Here is a 17,032-nt window from a genome sequence, read left to right as displayed (position 1 = left end):
GAGACTGACATGACTGCTTATGTACGCCCGGCCTTGAGCCTGATCCTGCTGATGACCGTGGTCACCGGTGCCTTGTACCCGCTGGCGGTGACCGGGATTGCCCAGGTGGCGTTCCCCGACCAGGCCAATGGCAGCCTGGTGCGCGATGACAAAGGTGAAGTGCGCGGCTCGGCGCTGATCGCCCAGGAGTTCAAGGGCGATGGCTGGTTCCAGTCGCGGCCCTCGGCTGGGGCGTATGCCACCGTGGCCAGCAGCGCGAGCAACCTGTCGCCGAGCAACCCGGCACTGGCCGAGCGGGTCAAGGGCGAGGCCGCCGCGCAATACCAGGCGCAGCAAGGGCCGGTGCCCTTGGCGCTGCTGACCACCTCCGGCAGCGGCCTGGACCCGCACCTGCCGCCGCAAGCCATCGCCTACCAGCTGGCGCGTGTGGCGGCGGCGCGGCAGGTGCCGGTGGAGCGCTTGCAAGTGCTGGTGAATGACGCCACCCTTCGCCCATTGGTCGGGCCGCCGGTGGTCAATGTGCTGGCGCTGAACCAGGCGCTTGAGCGTTTGGCACCTGTTAACCAGCACTGACAAAGGGGCCGCTTTGCGGCCCTTCGCGGGTAAACCCGCTCCCACAGGGATAGCGCCGCCTCCCCTGTGGGAGCGGGTTTACCCGCGAAGGCCTGCGCAGCAGGCCCACATTCGCAATTTGTGAAGGATCGAACATGAGCAACCCCACCCGCGCCGACGCGCTGTTGGCCGGCCTGCCCCGCGAAGGCCGGGGCAGGCTCAAGGTATTCCTCGGCGCCGCGCCCGGGGTCGGCAAGACCTTCGCCATGCTCCAGGCCGCCCACGCCCAGCAGCGCCAGGGTGTGCAGGTGGTGGCCGGGGTGGTCGAAACCCATGGCCGCGCCGAAACCGAGGCCCTGCTCGGCGGCCTGCTGCAGCAACCGTTGCTGCGCAGCGAATACCGTGGCGTGCTGCTCGAAGAAATGGACCTAGACGGCCTGCTCAAGGCCAAGCCCCCGCTGGTACTGGTCGACGAGCTGGCCCACAGCAACGCCCCCGGCAGCCGCCACGCCAAGCGCTGGCAGGACGTGCAGGAGCTGCTTGCCGCCGGCATCGACGTGTACACCACAGTCAACGTCCAGCACCTGGAAAGCCTCAACGACAAGGTTCGCGACATCACTGGCGTGCAGGTGCGCGAAACCCTGCCCGACTGGGTGCTGCAGGAAGCCTTCGAACTGGTGCTGATCGACCTGCCGCCGCGCGAGCTGCTGGAGCGTCTGCGCGAGGGCAAGGTCTATGTGCCCGAGCAGGCCCGCGCCGCCATCGACGCCTATTTCTCCCAGACCAACCTCACCGCCCTGCGCGAGCTGGCGATGCAGACCGCCGCCGCCCAGGTGGATGCGGACCTGGCCAGCGGCTACCGCCAGCGCGGCCAGGAAGCGCCGGCCCTGCGCGGCCGGCTGCTGGTCGGCATCGACGGCGACGACCAGGCCGAACGCCTGGTGCGCCATGCCAGCCGCGTTGCGCAACGCCGCCATTTGCCGTGGAGCGTGGTCCACGTCGACAATGGCCGCCTGCGCGACGAAACCGCCCGCCATCGTCTGCAGGCCGCCCAGCAACTGGCCGAACGGCTGGGCGGTGAAGTGGTGCTGCTCAGGGCAGGGGAGGTGGCCCGCACGCTGATCCAGCACGCTGCCGAACGCCGCGCCAGCCTGGTGCTGGTGGGCCAGTCCCGCGACCTGCTGCGCCGCCGCTTCTTCGGTGCCGGCGTGGCGGCGCGCCTGCTGCGCGAAAGCCATGGCCTGGAAATCAACGTGCTCGACCGCGACGCCCAGCCACAACCGGCCAGCGCGGCGGCCAAGCGCGTGTGGGTGTGGCGCCACTACCTGCTGGCGCTGCTGGCCACGGTGCTGGCCGCCGGCCTGTCGTGGGCGGTGTCCAGCGTGCTGGCGCTGCCCAATATCTCGCTGGTGTTCCTCGCCGCCGTGCTGCTGGTGGCGGTGCGCAGCAGCCTCGGCCCGGCGTTGGCCTGCGCGGTGCTGTCGTTCCTCGCCTATGACTTCCTGTTCATCCCGCCGAACTTCTCGTTCAGCATCCAGCGCGAAGAAGACGTCCTGACCCTGGTGTTCTTCCTGTTGATGGCGGCGCTCACCGGCAACCTCGCCGCCCGCCAGCGCCGCCAGTTGCAGGCCCTGCGCGAAACCCAGGCGCAGACCAACCAGTTGCTCGACCTGTCGCGCCGGTTGACCGTGGCCACCGATCGCCAGGCTGTGTTCAGCGCCGCCGGTCAGCACCTGAACGGCTGGCAGGACGTGCAGGTGTGTCTGCTCGAACGCAGCGCCGACGGCCTGCTGCAAGTCGCCAGCGGCGATGCCCCGGCCTTCACCGACAACGAACGCGCCGCCGCCGAATGGGCCTGGCAACACGGCCAGGCCGCAGGCTTCGGTAGCGATACCTTGCCCCACGGCCGCTGGTGGTGGTGGCCGCTGGCGGTGGAGGAGCAACCCCTGGCGCTGCTGGGTGTGCGCCCGCGCAATGGCGAGCCCATGGCTGCCCAGCGCCGCCGCCAGTTGATGGCCCTGGCGCAGCCCTTGGCCCAGGCCCTGGCCCGCGCCCGCCTGGGCGAGCAACTGGAGGCCGCGCGCCTGCACGGCGAAACCGAGCAACTGCGCAGCGCCTTGCTCGCCTCGGTGTCCCACGACCTGCGTACCCCGCTCACGTCGATGCGCGGCAGCATCGACAGCCTGCTGGCGCTGGGCGACGCCATCCCCCCGGACGACCGCCGCGAGTTGCTCGAAGGCACCCGCGACGAAGCCGAGCGCCTGGACCGCTACATCCAGAACCTGCTGGACATGACCCGCCTCGGCCACGGCAGCCTCAAGCTCGCCCGCGACTGGGTGGCCCCCGCCGATATCGTCGGCAGCGCCCTCAACCGCCTGCGCGTGGTGCTGGCGCCGCTGCGCGTGCACACCGATGTGCCCGGCGAGCTGCCGCTGCTGTTCGTGCATGCCGCGCTGATCGAGCAGGCGCTGGTGAACGTGCTGGAAAACGCCGCGCGCTTCTCGCCGCCACAAGGGCGGCTCGACTTGCAGGTGAAGGTGCAGAACGAGCAACTGTGCTTCGCCGTCAGCGACCAGGGCCCCGGCATCCCCGAGGACGAGCGCGAAAAGATCTTCGACATGTTCTACACCGCCGCCCGCGGCGACCGCGGCGGGCAGGGCACCGGGCTGGGCCTGGCGATCTGCCAGGGCATGATCGGCGCCCACGGCGGGCGCATTCTGGTGGGCGAGGGCCTCGATGGCCACGGCACCTGCATCACACTATGCTTGCCGCTGCCCACCCAACCCGATAGCGAAAGTGAAGCCCCATGAGCCAAGCCGCCACCCTGCTGGTGATCGACGACGAACCGCAGATCCGCAAGTTCCTGCGCATCAGCCTGGCGTCCCAGGGCTACAAGGTGATCGAAGCCGGTACCGGCAGTGAAGGCCTGGCCCAGGCCGCCTTGAGCAAGCCAGACCTGGTGGTGCTCGACCTCGGCCTGCCGGACATGGACGGCCAGCAAGTGCTGCGCGAGTTGCGCGAATGGAGCACGGTGCCGGTGATGGTGCTGTCGGTGCGCGCCAGTGAAGTGCAGAAGGTCGATGCGCTGGATGGCGGTGCCAACGACTATGTGACCAAGCCGTTCGGCATTCAGGAATTCCTCGCCCGGGTGCGCGCGTTGCTGCGCCAGGCGCCGCAGGTGGGCAGTGCAACCTCGACGGCCAGCTTTGGGCCGCTGGTGGTGGATTTTGCCTTTCGCAAGGTGACGCTGGAGGGGCTGGAGGTGGCGCTGACGCGCAAGGAGTACGCGTTGCTGGCGCAGTTGGCCGGGCACCCGGGGCGGGTGATTACCCAGCAGCAGTTGCTCAAGGACATCTGGGGGCCGACCCATACCGATGACACCCATTACCTGCGGATCGTGGTGGGGCATCTGCGCCAGAAGCTGGGGGATGACCCCACGGCGCCACGGTTCATCATTACCGAGGCGGGGGTGGGGTATCGGTTGGTCGCACCAGCGCAACTGTAGCGAGGACACGTGGGAGCGGGCTTGCCCCGCGATGAATGCGCGGGGCTTGATGGCACCGGCTTTGCCGGTGATCGCGGGGCAAGCCCGCTCCCACGATGTTCACATCAGCGCGTATCGCATTACTGAGTGTTAGACACTCAGTTCCAACGCCAGCAACTCCTGCACAGTCTGCCGCCGGCGGATCATGCGCAGCTGACCCTGTTCGATCAGAAACTCCGGCAACAGCGGCCGGCTGTTGTAGTTCGACGACATGGACGCGCCGTAGGCCCCGGCATCGTGAATCACCAGCAGGTCACCTACCTTGGCTTGCGGCAGTACCTGGGGCGTCAGCTCCTGATCGTCCTGAGTAAACACATCCCCAGACTCGCACAGCGGCCCGGCCACCACGGTCGGTTGCAGCGGTCGGTTTACCGGGCGCCCCACGGCATCGAACAGGCTCATGCGGTGATAGGCGCCATACATCGCCGGGCGCATCAGGTCGTTGAAGCCGGCGTCCACCAGGATGTAGTGGTTGTTGCCCATCTGCTTGACGGCGCGCACCTCGGCCACCAGGTAGCCAGACTCCGCCACCAGGAAGCGCCCCGGTTCGATCTCCATGCGCACGGGGTGGCCGAGCATCGCTTCGATCTCTGCCCGCGCCACTGCCCAGGTGCGGGCATAGCACTGCAGGTCCACCGGCTGGTCGTCCTGGCGATAGGGCGTGGACAGCCCGCCGCCGATGGAGAAGGCTTCGATGTCCATGCCCAGTTGGCCGATCAGCCCGACCATGGCCCCGGCCACTTGCTCCAGGTGCTGGTAATCCACCCCCGAGCCGATGTGCATGTGCACGCCCACCAGGTGCAGGCCGTGCTGTTTCACGCAGGCCAGCGCCTCGGGCAGTTGCTCGTGCCAGATACCGTGCTTGCTGTTTTCACCGCCGGTGTTGGTCTTGCGGCTGTGGCCGTGGCCGAACCCTGGGTTGATGCGCAGCCACACCCGGTGCCCGGGGGAGCGTTCGCCCAGTTGGCGGAGCATGTCGATGGAACCGGCGTTCACTTCGATACCGGTCTCGACCACCCGTGCCAGGGTCGGTTGGTCCAGCACGTCGCAGGTCAGTACCACGCCGGCCGGCTCGCCGGTTACCTGCGCGCCCGCGGCGAAGGCACGTTCCATTTCGCCCAGCGAGACCGCATCGAGCACCAGGCCGCGTTCGCGGATCAGGCGCAGCACGTGCAGGTTGGGGTTGGCCTTTTGCGCGAAGCGGACGGTATCGAAGTGCTGCAGCAGCTGGTCGATGCGCTGGCCGATGGTTTGCGCGTCGTAGGCCCACAGGGGCGAGCCGTGTTGGCGGACGGCGTCGGCCAGGAGGGTGGAAGGGGTGCTCATGGTGGTGTTCCTTGTAATGGATGCACCGATCTTGAATGAGTTGATTGATTCACAAAAATAGCTATTTTTATTCAGTCTATTCATATTTGATATGCATGTGCATGTGCATGTGCGTGTGCATGTGCGTGGGAGCGGGCTTGCCCCGCGATCACCGGCATGGCCGGTGCCATGCACCGCGTTGCTTGCATCGCGGGGCAAGCCCGCTCCCACGACACCGCTCCCACGACACCGCTCCCACGAGCCGCTCTCACGACACCGCGTCCATACCTCAGGCTGTGTACCCCCATGAAACTCTCCATCCGCCATATCGAAGTGTTCCGCGCCATCATGGCCGCCGGCAGCGTCACCGGCGCCGCCCGCCTGCTGTTCACTTCGCAGCCCACCGTCAGCCGTGAACTGGCGCGCATGGAGCAGGTCACCGGCCTGAATCTGTTCGACCGCGAAGGCGGGCGCCTGGCGCCCACCGCCCAGGCCCTGCTGCTGATCGACGAGGTCGAGCGCGCCTTCGTCGGCCTGGAACGCATCGACCGCTTTGCCCAGGCCATCCGCAACTTCGAGCAAGGCCGGCTGGCCATTACCTGCCTGCCGCTGTTCTCGCAAACCCTGCTGCCCAGGGCCTGCCAGCGCTTCCATCAGCAACACCGGGGCGTGAGCGTGAGCATCACCGCCCAGGAGTCGCCGCTGTTGGAGGAATCGCTGGTCGCCCAGCAGCACGACCTCGGCCTGACTGAGGTCGAGCAGGTGCCCCGGGGCGCGGTGGGCGAGCTGCTGTTCAGCGCTGATATGGTCTGCGTGCTGCCTCAGGGGCACCCGCTGCAGGCTAAAGCCGTTCTCGAGCTGAGCGATTTCGACGAGGTCGACTTCATCAACCTGGCCAGCCTCGACACCTACCGCCAGCAACTCGACCAGCACTTTCGCGCTGCCGGGGTGAACCGCCGCACGGTGATCGAGACCACCAGCGCGGCCTCGGTGTGCGCGATGGTTCGGCAGGGTTTGGGGGTGGCGATCATCAACCCTTTGAGTGGGCTGGAAGCGGGGCAGGGTGGGTTGGCGATTCGGCGGTTGAGTATCTCGGTGCCGTATCGGGTGATGCTGATCCAGCCGGAACATCGGCCGACGTCGGCGGTTGTCGAGCCGTTTTGCCAGGCTTTGCGTGAGCAGGCGCGGGAAATGACAGCGGCGCTGGGCGGTAGCAGCGCTCAAGTGGCGATAGAATCCGGGGCAGCTTTGTCCATCCACAAGGAAGCGCAATGAACGGATCGCAGCCCACGACGGCAAAATCCCTGGGGGATCTCGAACCCCTTCCAGATTCTGTGTCGACCCTCACCCGGTTATTGCTGGAGGAAACCCATGAGCGACACGAAGATATCGTGTTCGAACTCGGTCTGCTCGGCGATGCGGCAGCCGTCCCTGCCATTGCGCAGGCGGTGAACATTCCGTTCGCCAGCTTGGTGCGCTGGGGCAACCTGCAGGAGTTCCAGCGCAAGTGCGCGTATGCGCTGGCACGGATCGGCACCCCGGAATCCCGTGCGGTGCTTGAACATATGGCGAGCAGTGCCGACCCGGACATCCAGGCTTATGGAGAGGAAGGGCTGGCTCGCTGGCCCCTCAAGTAGAGACGCCATCGAGGCATGGGCGTGAGTAACGGGTTTTTCGTGCAGGGTGCAAGGCGGGATAAAGAACGTTGGCGTCTTAAAGGGCTGTGAAGGAGGAGTGCTTCATTCGTAGCCCATCCTTAAGTCCTGTGCCTGGGCCGCCAGCTCGTCCATCGCGGCACGGCTGATTGCATCACGTTTGTTTTTGTAGACCACTAAATCCGCGAATTTGACCCGGCGGTGACGGCCTGTCTTGGTGTGTGGCATCAACCCTTCGTCCAGCAGCTTTACCAGATGCGGGCGGGAAACATTGAGCAGGTCGGCTGCTTCCTGAGTGGTCAGCTCGGCGTGGATCGGCACGACCTTGACGGCGTTGCCCAGTGCCAGTTCGCTGAGGATTTCGCCAAACAGGCGCAGGGCAAAGGTGGGAACCTCCACGACCTGGCGCTGATTCGCGTCATTGAGCAGCTCGATCCGTTGGGTGTGCGCTGCGGTCGAGAGAAAGGCGGCGAGCGTGCGGCTTGATTCGACGGCTACGGCAATCTCGTTGTCATCGGGAAGCACGTTACGTGAGAGGTCGGTGGTGGTCATGGGCATCTCCAGGGCGCTATCGGGGGAAGGTGCCGTGACAGTGCGGCAGCCTGAGATTGCTTTATATTCGAAATATTCGAAATCGCAATAAACGAAACGGCCCTCCATGGCAACCAGATGTACCTGTGGAAACCGGCATGCTTTGCTATGTCGCATGACACAAGCCAGGCGCAGCGGCATCCGCGCGCACTGTGATACCGCGTCATGCCAACAAGGCGGACAGCGATGCAATCACAGGAGTGACTGGCCCGAAACAGATGTGGGAGCTGGCTTGCCAGCGATGCGCCGCGCGGGCGGCGCTCGATTTCATAGGCGCTGCAAACCTGTCGCCAAGCACCTAGTGGCCCACATGCGACCCCAAGGCAGGCGCCTGGGGATTACACCGCTGGTTTTGTTGAGTCAGCATTCGGTAATGGCCGCCATGTGCATGTCAGGGGATTTGGGTGAGGGCCACCAGGTGCTCGCCGGGAATTTTGCAGCGCTCTCAAGATCGAGCGCCGCCCGCGCGGCGCATCGCTGGCAAGCCAGCTCCCACATCTGTTTCGGGCCAGTCATTCCTGTGAGGTCACCGCTGTCCGCCTTGTTGGCATGACGCGGTATCGCGGTGCGCGCGGATGGCGCTGTGCCTGTCTCACAGGAGTGCTGCGGCCTAAACCGATATGGAAACCAGTCCAGGCAATCCACCCCTCAGTGCTTCATCCCCAACTCCGCATCATCCATCAGCGCCTTGGCCAGCGCGCTCAGGTAATACGACGCCCAGAGCAGTTGCGGCTTCTCTTCCATGATCCCGGTAATGGTCAGGTCCCGCACGCAGCCCATCAGCTCCGAGGCTTGGTCCCGCGCATGTTGGCAGGGGATGCCGGGCTCGATGCAGAACAGCGGGGCGGTCATCCCTTCGCCTTGGTAGAACTTGGTTTTGCCCGCAGTGGTGCGGGGCGTGGTGTCGTCTGTGTTCATTGCTCACTCTCCCTGAAATGATCGATGCCCGGACAGACCCTATCGCTGGCAACCCAACGCCACAGTTACGGCACCGGTGCTAGGGCAAAGCCAATCCCTGTGGGAGCCGGCTTGCCGGCGATGAGGGCGGCCCAGGCAAAACACGCCTACCGGCCTAGTGGAACGCCCGGCGCTCCAGCTGCGGCATCTGCACCTGAATCAACGCCGACTCGAGCAGCACCCGCAGCGCCTCGATCTCATGCATCAACGCCATGATCAGAATCGACGCGTGCGACTTGGGCTGCTGGACCGAAATGGCCTGATGCGCCACAGCCTGAGCGCACAGGGCGTACTCCGTGGCCTGGATGAGGGTGTCTTCGAGGGAGTGATGGTTGTGGGGTGGATCGGGGACGATCTCCAACATGACCTTATTCCTTTAAAAGGGCGGTCACCTGACTGCTGTCAAACAGAAGGGTGGCAGCTGTACGTGGGTTGACAGACCGGCGGAATAAGCAAAGTTCCGGCGCACGCAAGCGTGCCCGCACGTACAGCCGCCATGAAGGCCAGCCGTAGGCTTAATACCGTCGCGACCTGTCAAAGTCGATCGCTGAACTCAGCGACTCGCCGAGACTAGGGGGCTGCCAAAGCGACCGCAACGGAAAAAAGGCGGCAGGAGTATGTTTGGGAAATGGACTACAAGTAAGGGCTTTAATCTGATTCTTCGTAGCGGGTAGCTAAAGTCAGCAGTTGCAGATACTGCATTGATATTGGCCAGGCCGGTAAATGCGATTCCTGTGGGAGCGGCTTTAGCCGCGAAACAAGCGACTCGGTGACTGGCACCGGCTACGCCGGTGTTCGCGGGTAAAGCCGCTCCCACAGGGATCGCGCGAGCTATTTGGATGTTGAGCAAGACCGTGGCCCCTGAAAGGGGCCAGTTTCAGGCAATCGATGTTGTGCCCAAAAACGCCGCTTCTAACAACTGCCGCGTATACCCATGCTTGGGCTCATTGAAGATCGCCCGCGCATCCCCTTGCTCCACCACCTGCCCATGTTTGATCACCATCAACTGATGGCTCAACGCTTTCACCACCGCCAGATCATGGCTAATAAACAGGTACGTCAGGTTGTACTTAACCTGCAACTTCCGAAGTAATTCCACCACCTGCCGCTGCACCGTCCGGTCCAGCGCCGAGGTTGGCTCATCCAACAGAATCAAAGCCGGCTTCAACACCAACGCCCGAGCAATCGCAATCCGCTGCCGCTGCCCGCCGGAAAACTCATGGGGATACCGATGCCGCGTCCGCGGATCCAGCCCCACTTCCTCCAGCGCCGCCACAATCGCCGCTTCCTGCTCGGCCGGCGTGCCGATCTTGTGAATCCGTAACCCTTCGCCAACGATATCCGCCACGCACATGCGCGGGCTCAGGCTGCCAAAGGGGTCCTGGAACACCACCTGCATTTCCCGGCGCAGCGGCCGCACTTCCTTCTGGTTCAACCCTTCCAGGTTCTGTCCGTGAAAGCGAATGCCGCCCTGGCTGGAGATCAACCGCAAGATGGCCAGGCCCAGGGTGGACTTACCGGACCCACTCTCGCCAACAATGCCCAGGGTCTGCCCCTGGGGCAGGCTGAAGTTCACCCCATCCACGGCCTTCACATGGTCCACGGTGCGGCGCAGCAGCCCCTTCTTGATCGGGAACCACACCTTCAAGTCCTTCACCTCCAGCAACGGCGCCCCTTCGGCGTTCGCTGCCGGCGCGCCACTGGGTTCGGCATTGATCAGCATCTGCGTATACGGGTGCTGCGGCTTGCTGAACAGCGTGGCGCAATCGGCTTGCTCGACGATCTTGCCGCACTGCATCACGCACACGCGGTTGGCGATGCGGCGCACCAGGTTGAGGTCGTGGCTGATCAGCAGCAAGGCCATCCCTAAGCGCGCCTGCAACTCCTTGAGCAGGTCGAGGATCTTCAGCTGCACGGTCACGTCGAGCGCCGTGGTGGGCTCGTCGGCAATCAGCAGTTCGGGTTCGTTGGCCAGGGCCATGGCGATCATCACGCGCTGGCGCTGGCCGCCGGACAGCTCGTGGGGCAGGGCCTTCAAGCGCTTGCGCGGCTCGGGGATGCCGACCAGTTCCAGCAGCTCCAAGGTGCGGGCGGTGGCTTGCTTGCCGGTGAGGCCTTTGTGCAGCAGGAGGATTTCGTTGATCTGCTTTTCGATGCTGTGCAGCGGGTTCAGCGAGGTCATCGGCTCCTGGAAGATCATCGCGATCCGGTCGCCGCGGATGCGCTGCATGGGCTTTTCGCCCAGGTGCAGCAGGTCCTTGCCGTCGTACTGGATGCTGCCGGACGGGTGCCGGGCCAGGGGGTAGGGCAGCAGGCGCAGGATCGAGTGGGCGGTGACGGACTTGCCCGAGCCGCTCTCGCCCACCAGGGCCAGGGTTTCGCCTTTGCGGATGTCGAAGCTGATGCCATCGACCACGCGGTTGATCTGGTCGCCGGTAACGAACTCCACGGCCAGGTCGCGCACTTCGATCAGGGTGTCTTGGCTCATGTCATTTCCTTGGGTCGAAGGCATCGCGGGCGGACTCGCCGATGAACACCAGCAGGCTCAGCATCACCGCCAGCACGGCGAAGGCGCTGATGCCCAGCCACGGCGCTTGCAGGTTGGACTTGCCCTGGGCCACCAGCTCGCCCAGCGACGGGGAACCGGCGGGCAGGCCGAAGCCGAGGAAGTCCAGGGCGGTGAGGGTGCCGATGGCGCCGGTGAGGATGAACGGCATGAAGGTCATGGTCGAGATCATGGCGTTGGGCAGGATGTGCCGGTACATGATCGGGCCGTTGCGCATGCCTAAGGCGCGGGCGGCGCGCACGTACTCGAGGTTGCGGCCGCGCAGGAACTCGGCGCGCACCACGTCCACCAGGCTCATCCACGAGAACAGCAACATGATGCCCAGCAGCCACCAGAAGTTGGGCTGCACGAAGCTGGCGAGGATGATCAGCAGGTACAGCACCGGCAGGCCGGACCAGATCTCCAGGAAGCGCTGGCCGGCCAGGTCGACCCAGCCGCCATAGAAACCCTGCAGGGCGCCGGCGATGACGCCGACGACGGAGCTGGCCAGGGTCAGGGTCAGGGCGAACAGCACCGAGATGCGAAAGCCGTAGATCACCCGGGCCAGCACGTCACGGCCCTGGTCGTCGGTGCCCAGCAGGTTGTCGGCCGAGGGCGGCGCAGGGGCGGGCACCTTCAGGTCGTAGTTGATGCTCTGGTAGCTGAACGGGATCGGTGCCCACAGCACGAAGGCGTCTTTCTTGGCCAGCAGCTCGCGGATGTACGGGCTCTTGTAGTTGGCCTCCAGCGGGAACTCGCCGCCGAAGGTGGTCTCGGGGTAGCGCTTGAAGGCCGGGAAGTACCACTGCCCGTCGTAGCGCACCGCCACCGGTTTGTCGTTGGCGATCAGCTCGGCGCCCAGGCTCAGGCCGAACAGCACCACGAAGATCCACAGCGACCACCAGCCACGGCGGTTGGCCTTGAAACGCTCGAAGCGCCGACGATTGAGGGGGGAGAGGGCCATGTCAGTGCTCCCGGCTGGCGAAGTCGATACGCGGATCGACCAGGGTGTAGGTGAGGTCGCCGATCAGCTTCACCAACAGCCCCAGCAGGGTGAAGATGAACAAGGTGCCGAACACCACCGGGTAGTCGCGGTTGATGGCCGCTTCGAAGCTCATCAGGCCCAGGCCGTCGAGGCTGAAGATCACCTCGATCAACAGGGAGCCGGTGAAGAAGATGCCGATGAACGCCGAGGGGAAGCCGGCGATCACCAGCAGCATGGCGTTGCGGAACACGTGGCCGTACAGCACGCGGGTGCGGCTCAGGCCTTTGGCCTTGGCGGTGACCACGTACTGCTTGTTGATCTCGTCGAGGAAGCTGTTCTTGGTCAGCAGGGTCATGGTGGCGAAGTTGCCGATCACCAGCGCGGTGATGGGCAGCACCAGGTGCCAGAAGTAGTCCAGGATCTTGCCGGTGGTGGACAGCTCGTCGAAGTTGTTGGAGGTAAGGCCGCGCAGCGGGAACCAGTCGAAGTAGCTGCCGCCGGCGAACAGCACGATCAGCAGGATGGCGAACAGGAAAGCGGGGATGGCGTAGCCGACGACGATGGCCGAGCTGGTCCATACGTCGAAATGGCTGCCGTGGCGCACCGCCTTGGCGATCCCCAGCGGGATCGACACCAGGTACATGATCAGCGTGCTCCACAGGCCCAGGGAGATCGACACGGGCATCTTCTCGATGATCAGGTCGATGACCTTGGCGTCGCGGAAGAAGCTGTTGCCGAAGTCGAGCTGGGCGTAGTTCTTGACCATGATCCACAGGCGTTCGGGGGCGGACTTGTCGAAGCCGTACATGCGTTCGATCTCGGCGATCAGGGCCGGGTCCAGGCCTTGCGCGCCGCGGTAGTTGGAGCCGGCCACCGACACTTCGGCGCCGCCGCCGGCGATGCGGCTGGTGGCGCCTTCGAAGCCTTCGAGCTTGGCGATCATCTGCTCGACCGGGCCGCCGGGGGCGGCCTGGACGATGATGAAGTTGATGATCAGGATGCCGAACAGGGTGGGGATGATCAGCAGCAGGCGGCGCAGGATATAGGCCAGCATGTCAGTTGCCCTCATCCGCAGGGGCGTCGGTCACGGCGGGGGTGACGCCTGGCTTGATCCACCAGGTGTCGATGCCGATGTCGTACTTGGGCGGCACCTGCGGGTGGCCGATGTGGTTCCAGTAGGCCACGCGCCAGGTCTTGATGTGCCAGTTGGGGATCACGTAGTAACCCCACAGCAACACGCGGTCGAGGGCGCGGGTGTGGTCGATCAGGCTCTGGCGCGAATCGGCGTTGATCAACTGCTCCACCAGCTGGTCGATGGCAGGGTCGCGCAGGCCGATGAAGTTGCGGCTGCCGGGGTTGTCGGCGGCGGCGCTGGACCAGTACTCGCGCTGCTCGTTGCCGGGCGAATTGGATTGCGAGAAGCCGCCGACGATCATGTCGTAGTCGCGCGAGCGCAGGCGGTTGATGTACTGCGACACGTCGACGCGGCGGATGTTCAGCTCGATGCCGAGGTCGGCGAGGTTGCGCTTGAACGGCAGCAGGATGCGCTCGAACTGGGTCTGGGCCAGCAGGAACTCAATGACCAGCGGCTTGCCGTCCTTGTCGACCATCTTGTCGTCGACGATTTTCCAGCCGGCCTCCTGCAGCAGCTTGTAGGCCTGGCGCTGCTGCTCGCGGATCATGCCGCTGCCGTCGGTGACGGGGTTGTGGAAGACCTCGCTGAACACTTGTTCGGGGACTTTGCCGCGCAGCGGTTCGAGGATTTTCAGTTCGGCCGGGGAGGGCAGGCCCTGGGCGGCCATGTCTGAGTTCTCGAAATAGCTGCCGGTGCGCAGGTAAGCGCCGTTGAACAGCTGCTTGTTGGTCCACTCGAAGTCCAGCAGCAGGCTCAGCGCCTGGCGCACCCGCACATCCTGGAACACCGGCTTGCGCAGGTTGAAGATAAAGCCCTGCATGCCGACGGGGGTGCCGTTGGGCAGCTCTTCCTTGATCAGCCGGCCATCACGCACGGCGGGCACGTCGTAGGCTGTGGCCCAGTTCTTCGCACTGACTTCCAGGCCGTAGTCGAACTGGCCGGCCTTGAGCGCTTCGAGGGCGACGGTGTTGTCGCGGTAGGAGTCGAAGGTCATCACGTCGAAGTTGTAGAAGCCGCGGTTGATCGGCAGGTCCTTGGCCCAGTAGTCCTTGACGCGCTCGTAGCGGATCGAGCGGCCGGCCTTCACGTCGGCGACCTTGTAGGGGCCGCTGCCCAGGGGGATTTCCAGGTTGCCGCGGTTGAAGTCGCGGTTTTCGTACCAGTGCTTGGGCAGCACCGGCAGTTGGCCGAGGATCAGCGGCAGCTCGCGGTTGTTGGTGTGCTTGAACTTGAACAGCACCTTGAGCGGGTCTTCGGCAACCACCTCGGCGACGTCGCCGTAGTACTGGCGGTACAGCGGCGCGCCGTCCTTGATCAGGGCGTTGAAGGTGAACACCACGTCCTCGGCGCGCATCGGGTGGCCGTCGTGGAAGCGTGCTTCGGGGCGCAGGTAGAAGCGCACCCAGCTGTTGTCGGGGGCTTTTTCGATCTTGCCGGCCACCAGGCCGTACTCGGTGAAGGGTTCGTCCAGGCTCTGGCGCATCAGGGTGTCGTAGATGCTGCCGACGTTGTCGGCGGGCACGCCCTTGTTGATGAACGGGTTGAGGCTGTCGAAGCCGCCGAAGCTGGACTGGCGGAACGTGCCGCCCTTGGGCGCATTCGGGTTGACGAAGTCGAAGTGCTTGAAGTTGGCCGGGTATTTCGGCGCTTCGTCATACAGGGTCAGGGCGTGTTGCGGGGCGGCCATGGCCGGGAGCGTGAGGCAGGCCAGCAGCAGGCTGCAGGCCAGGCGCAGGGTCGGGGTCATTTGGCTTTCTCCGAAGTCTTCTTGATCCACCAGCTGTTCAGCCCGAGGGTATAGGGCGGCGTGGTGACGAAGGCCAGCCGGTTGCGGTAGGCCAGGCGATGGTTGTCCAGGTACCAGTTGGGGATCATGTAGTACTGCCATGAGAGCACGCGGTCCAAGGCCCGGGCGGCGGCGATTTGGTCATCGCGGGTGCGGGCGGCGAGCAGGGTGTCGAGCAGGTGGTCGACCACCGGGTCCTTCACGCCAGCATAGTTCTTGCTGCCCTTGGTCGCGGCCTGGCTTGAATGGAAGTACAGCCACTGTTCGAGGCCGGGGCTCAGGGTCTGGTTCAGGGTCATCAGGATCATGTCGAAATCGAACTGGTCGAGCCGTTGTTTGTACTGGGCGCGGTCGACGGTGCGCAAGCGCGCATCGATGCCGATGCTGGCCAGATTTTCGACATAAGGTTGCAGGATACGTTCGAGGTTCGGGTTCACCAGCAGCAGCTCCATGCGCAACTGCTGGCCCTTGCTGTCCACCAGGCGCTGGCCGTTGAGCTTCCAGCCGGCCTGGGCGAACAAATCGAGGGCCTGGCGCAGGGTCTGGCGGCTGATGCCACGGCCATCGGTGTGGCTGACCTGATAGGGCTCGGTGAACAGCTTCTCCGGCAGTTGGTCGCGGAACGGCTTGAGCAGCAGCCACTCCTTGCCGGTGGGCAGGCCGCTGGCGGCGAACTCGCTGTTGGGGTAGTAGCTGGTGGCGCGGCGGTAGGCGCTGCTGAACAGCGCGCGGTTGGTCCACTCGAAGTCCAGCATCAGGCCCAGCGCCTGGCGTACCCGGGGGTCGGCGAAGGTCGCGCGGCGGCTGTTCATGAACAGGCCCTGGGTTTGCGTGGGGATCTGGTGCGGGATCTGCGCCTTGATCACCTGGCCCCGGCGCACGGCGGGGAAATTGTAGCCGTTGGCCCAGTTCTTGGCCTGGTGCTCGATATAGATGTCGAACTCGCCGGCCTTGAACGCTTCGAAGGCCACGGTGGCGTCGCGGTAGAACTCGTATTCGACGCGCTTGAAGTTGTACTTGCCGCGGTTGACTGCCAGGTCCTTGCCCCAGTAGTCCTTCACCCGCTCGAACACCAGGCGCCGGCCAGGCTGCACTTCGGTAATGCGGTACGGGCCGCTGCCCAGCGGTGGCTCGAAGGTGGTGGCCTTGAAATCACGCGTTTGCCAGTAATGCTTGGGCAGTACCGGCATCTCGCCCAGGCGCAGGATCAGCAGCGGGTTGCCGGCGCGCTTGAAGACGAAGCGGATGCGCAGGGGGCTGAGGATGTCGACGCGCTGCACTTCCTGCAGGTTGGTGCGATAGATCGGGTGGCCATCCTTGAGCAGGGTGCGGTAGCTGAAGGCGACGTCGGCCGAGGTGATCGGCGTGCCGTCGTGGAAACGTGCCTCGGGGCGCAGGTTGAACACCACCCAGCTGCGGTCCTCGCTGTACTCGACGCTGCGGGCGATCAGGCCATAGCTTGAAGTGGGCTCGTCGCCGGAGGGGTCGTACATGCCGGTGCCGACCATCAGTGGCTCGTTGAGCTCGCTGATGCCGTATTGCAGGAAGTTGGGCGTGGTGACCGGGCTCGAGCCCTTGAAGGTATAGGGGTTGAGCGTGTCGAAGGTGCCGAACGCCATGGCCCGCAAGGTACCGCCTTTAGGGGCTTGCGGATTGACCCAGTCGAAGTGGGTGAAGGTGGCCGGGTACTTGAGCGTGCCGAACTGCGCGTATCCGTGGCTTTCGCTCACCATCGCGACGGCGGGGAAGCTCAAGGCCAGGCTGAGGGACAGCAGGAGGGGACGTATCAAGTCGGCATCCGATCCAGAAGGCGTTGGGCTTTGGTCGGGGTACAGTAACAGCTTGTCTGGAATGGAAAAAGGGTACGGCGCGGGGCTTTGCTTCAGCTTTCAAAGCATCGCGGGGGGCGCCCCCGCCCCCCCCCCCAAAGAGTGAGAGGGGGGGCGGGGGGGGGCCCCCACAGGGAGGGTTAAACCC

14 protein-coding genes are annotated in these 17,032 nt (G+C 64.9%); 5 read left to right on the top strand and 9 right to left on the bottom strand.

Features of this window, described 5'->3' with window-relative positions:
- Window positions 1–9: 9 nt before the first annotated feature.
- The 3 genes from kdpC to ABE459_RS18855 all read left to right on the top strand — a co-directional run bounded on the left by kdpC (window position 10) and on the right by ABE459_RS18855 (window position 4,057).
- Entirely contained in the window at window positions 10–573 is a 564-nt protein-coding gene (gene kdpC, locus ABE459_RS18865; RefSeq protein WP_125859446.1) for a potassium-transporting ATPase subunit KdpC, read from the top strand.
- Between the two features lie 134 nt (window positions 574–707).
- Window positions 708–3,362 carry a sensor histidine kinase KdpD gene (locus ABE459_RS18860; RefSeq protein WP_323831888.1) on the top strand — a complete coding sequence of 885 codons (2,655 nt, stop codon included), beginning with the start codon at window positions 708–710 and terminating at the stop codon, window positions 3,360–3,362.
- A complete protein-coding gene (locus ABE459_RS18855) occupies window positions 3,359–4,057 on the top strand; it encodes a response regulator (RefSeq protein WP_153786626.1) in 699 nt (232 codons plus the stop codon). Before ABE459_RS18860 ends, ABE459_RS18855 begins: the two co-directional genes overlap by 4 nt.
- Before the next feature lie 129 nt (window positions 4,058–4,186).
- Here ABE459_RS18855 and lysA read toward each other — a convergent pair whose 3' ends face one another.
- A complete protein-coding gene (gene lysA, locus ABE459_RS18850; RefSeq protein ID WP_258704799.1) occupies window positions 4,187–5,422 on the bottom strand; it encodes a diaminopimelate decarboxylase in 1,236 nt (411 codons plus the stop codon).
- Between the two features lie 285 nt (window positions 5,423–5,707).
- Here lysA and ABE459_RS18845 point away from each other — a divergent pair, with 285 nt between their 5' ends.
- Together ABE459_RS18845 and ABE459_RS18840 are read left to right on the top strand one after the other, a co-directional pair.
- A complete protein-coding gene (locus ABE459_RS18845) occupies window positions 5,708–6,676 on the top strand; it encodes a LysR family transcriptional regulator (protein WP_323831890.1) in 969 nt (322 codons plus the stop codon).
- The gene (locus tag ABE459_RS18840) at window positions 6,673–7,038 is read left to right on the top strand and encodes a hypothetical protein (protein WP_323831892.1); all 366 of its coding nucleotides are present in this window, start codon (window positions 6,673–6,675) and stop codon (window positions 7,036–7,038) included. Before ABE459_RS18845 ends, ABE459_RS18840 begins: the two co-directional genes overlap by 4 nt.
- Window positions 7,039–7,140: 102 nt before the next feature.
- On the opposite strand, the gene ABE459_RS18835 is transcribed toward ABE459_RS18840, so the two are convergent.
- The 8 genes from ABE459_RS18835 to ABE459_RS18800 form a co-directional block, all read right to left on the bottom strand.
- The gene (locus ABE459_RS18835; protein WP_323831894.1) at window positions 7,141–7,608 is read right to left on the bottom strand and encodes a helix-turn-helix domain-containing protein; all 468 of its coding nucleotides are present in this window, start codon (window positions 7,606–7,608) and stop codon (window positions 7,141–7,143) included.
- Between the two features lie 687 nt (window positions 7,609–8,295).
- Window positions 8,296–8,565 (bottom strand): DUF3077 domain-containing protein, encoded by a 270-nt coding sequence (locus tag ABE459_RS18830; RefSeq protein WP_110995301.1) that lies wholly within the window; start codon window positions 8,563–8,565, stop codon window positions 8,296–8,298.
- Window positions 8,566–8,719: 154 nt separating this feature from the next.
- On the bottom strand, window positions 8,720–8,968 hold the full coding sequence (locus ABE459_RS18825; protein WP_323831896.1) for a hypothetical protein: 249 nt from the start codon (window positions 8,966–8,968) through the stop codon (window positions 8,720–8,722).
- Window positions 8,969–9,481: 513 nt separating this feature from the next.
- Window positions 9,482–11,092: an ABC transporter ATP-binding protein gene (locus tag ABE459_RS18820; protein ID WP_323831898.1), complete on the bottom strand. Its 1,611-nt coding sequence runs from the start codon at window positions 11,090–11,092 to the stop codon at window positions 9,482–9,484.
- Between the two features lies 1 nt (window position 11,093).
- A complete protein-coding gene (locus ABE459_RS18815; RefSeq protein WP_125859437.1) occupies window positions 11,094–12,113 on the bottom strand; it encodes an ABC transporter permease in 1,020 nt (339 codons plus the stop codon).
- A 1-nt stretch (window position 12,114) separates the two neighbouring features.
- Window positions 12,115–13,188, bottom strand: coding sequence for a microcin C ABC transporter permease YejB (locus tag ABE459_RS18810; RefSeq protein ID WP_110994550.1), 1,074 nt, complete (start codon window positions 13,186–13,188; stop codon window positions 12,115–12,117).
- Between the two features lies 1 nt (window position 13,189).
- Window positions 13,190–15,016 carry an extracellular solute-binding protein gene (locus tag ABE459_RS18805; protein ID WP_125464849.1) on the bottom strand — a complete coding sequence of 609 codons (1,827 nt, stop codon included), beginning with the start codon at window positions 15,014–15,016 and terminating at the stop codon, window positions 13,190–13,192.
- Window positions 15,013–16,845 carry an extracellular solute-binding protein gene (locus ABE459_RS18800; RefSeq protein ID WP_323831901.1) on the bottom strand — a complete coding sequence of 611 codons (1,833 nt, stop codon included), beginning with the start codon at window positions 16,843–16,845 and terminating at the stop codon, window positions 15,013–15,015. The genes ABE459_RS18805 and ABE459_RS18800 overlap by 4 nt, the downstream gene beginning before the upstream one ends.
- Window positions 16,846–17,032 lie beyond the last annotated feature (187 nt).

This window comes from Pseudomonas sp. TWI923 (genome assembly GCF_039673365.1).
GTDB lineage: Bacteria > Pseudomonadota > Gammaproteobacteria > Pseudomonadales > Pseudomonadaceae > Aquipseudomonas > Aquipseudomonas sichuanensis.
The sequence above is the reverse complement of the archived record's forward strand: the minus strand, read 5'-3'. Positions and strand labels throughout refer to the sequence as shown.

Excerpts from the sequence above, each read along its gene's own strand:
- kdpC (WP_125859446.1), top strand. The coding sequence starts at position 10 with ATGACTGCTTATGTACGCCCGGCCTTGAGCCTGATCCTGCTGATGACC.
- ABE459_RS18860 (WP_323831888.1), top strand. The coding sequence starts at position 708 with ATGAGCAACCCCACCCGCGCCGACGCGCTGTTGGCCGGCCTGCCCCGC.
- ABE459_RS18855 (WP_153786626.1), top strand. The coding sequence starts at position 3,359 with ATGAGCCAAGCCGCCACCCTGCTGGTGATCGACGACGAACCGCAGATC.
- lysA (WP_258704799.1), bottom strand. The coding sequence starts at position 5,422 with ATGAGCACCCCTTCCACCCTCCTGGCCGACGCCGTCCGCCAACACGGC.
- ABE459_RS18845 (WP_323831890.1), top strand. The coding sequence starts at position 5,708 with ATGAAACTCTCCATCCGCCATATCGAAGTGTTCCGCGCCATCATGGCC.
- ABE459_RS18840 (WP_323831892.1), top strand. The coding sequence starts at position 6,673 with ATGAACGGATCGCAGCCCACGACGGCAAAATCCCTGGGGGATCTCGAA.
- ABE459_RS18835 (WP_323831894.1), bottom strand. The coding sequence starts at position 7,608 with ATGACCACCACCGACCTCTCACGTAACGTGCTTCCCGATGACAACGAG.
- ABE459_RS18830 (WP_110995301.1), bottom strand. The coding sequence starts at position 8,565 with ATGAACACAGACGACACCACGCCCCGCACCACTGCGGGCAAAACCAAG.
- ABE459_RS18825 (WP_323831896.1), bottom strand. The coding sequence starts at position 8,968 with ATGTTGGAGATCGTCCCCGATCCACCCCACAACCATCACTCCCTCGAA.
- ABE459_RS18820 (WP_323831898.1), bottom strand. The coding sequence starts at position 11,092 with ATGAGCCAAGACACCCTGATCGAAGTGCGCGACCTGGCCGTGGAGTTC.
- ABE459_RS18815 (WP_125859437.1), bottom strand. The coding sequence starts at position 12,113 with ATGGCCCTCTCCCCCCTCAATCGTCGGCGCTTCGAGCGTTTCAAGGCC.
- ABE459_RS18810 (WP_110994550.1), bottom strand. The coding sequence starts at position 13,188 with ATGCTGGCCTATATCCTGCGCCGCCTGCTGCTGATCATCCCCACCCTG.
- ABE459_RS18805 (WP_125464849.1), bottom strand. The coding sequence starts at position 15,016 with ATGACCCCGACCCTGCGCCTGGCCTGCAGCCTGCTGCTGGCCTGCCTC.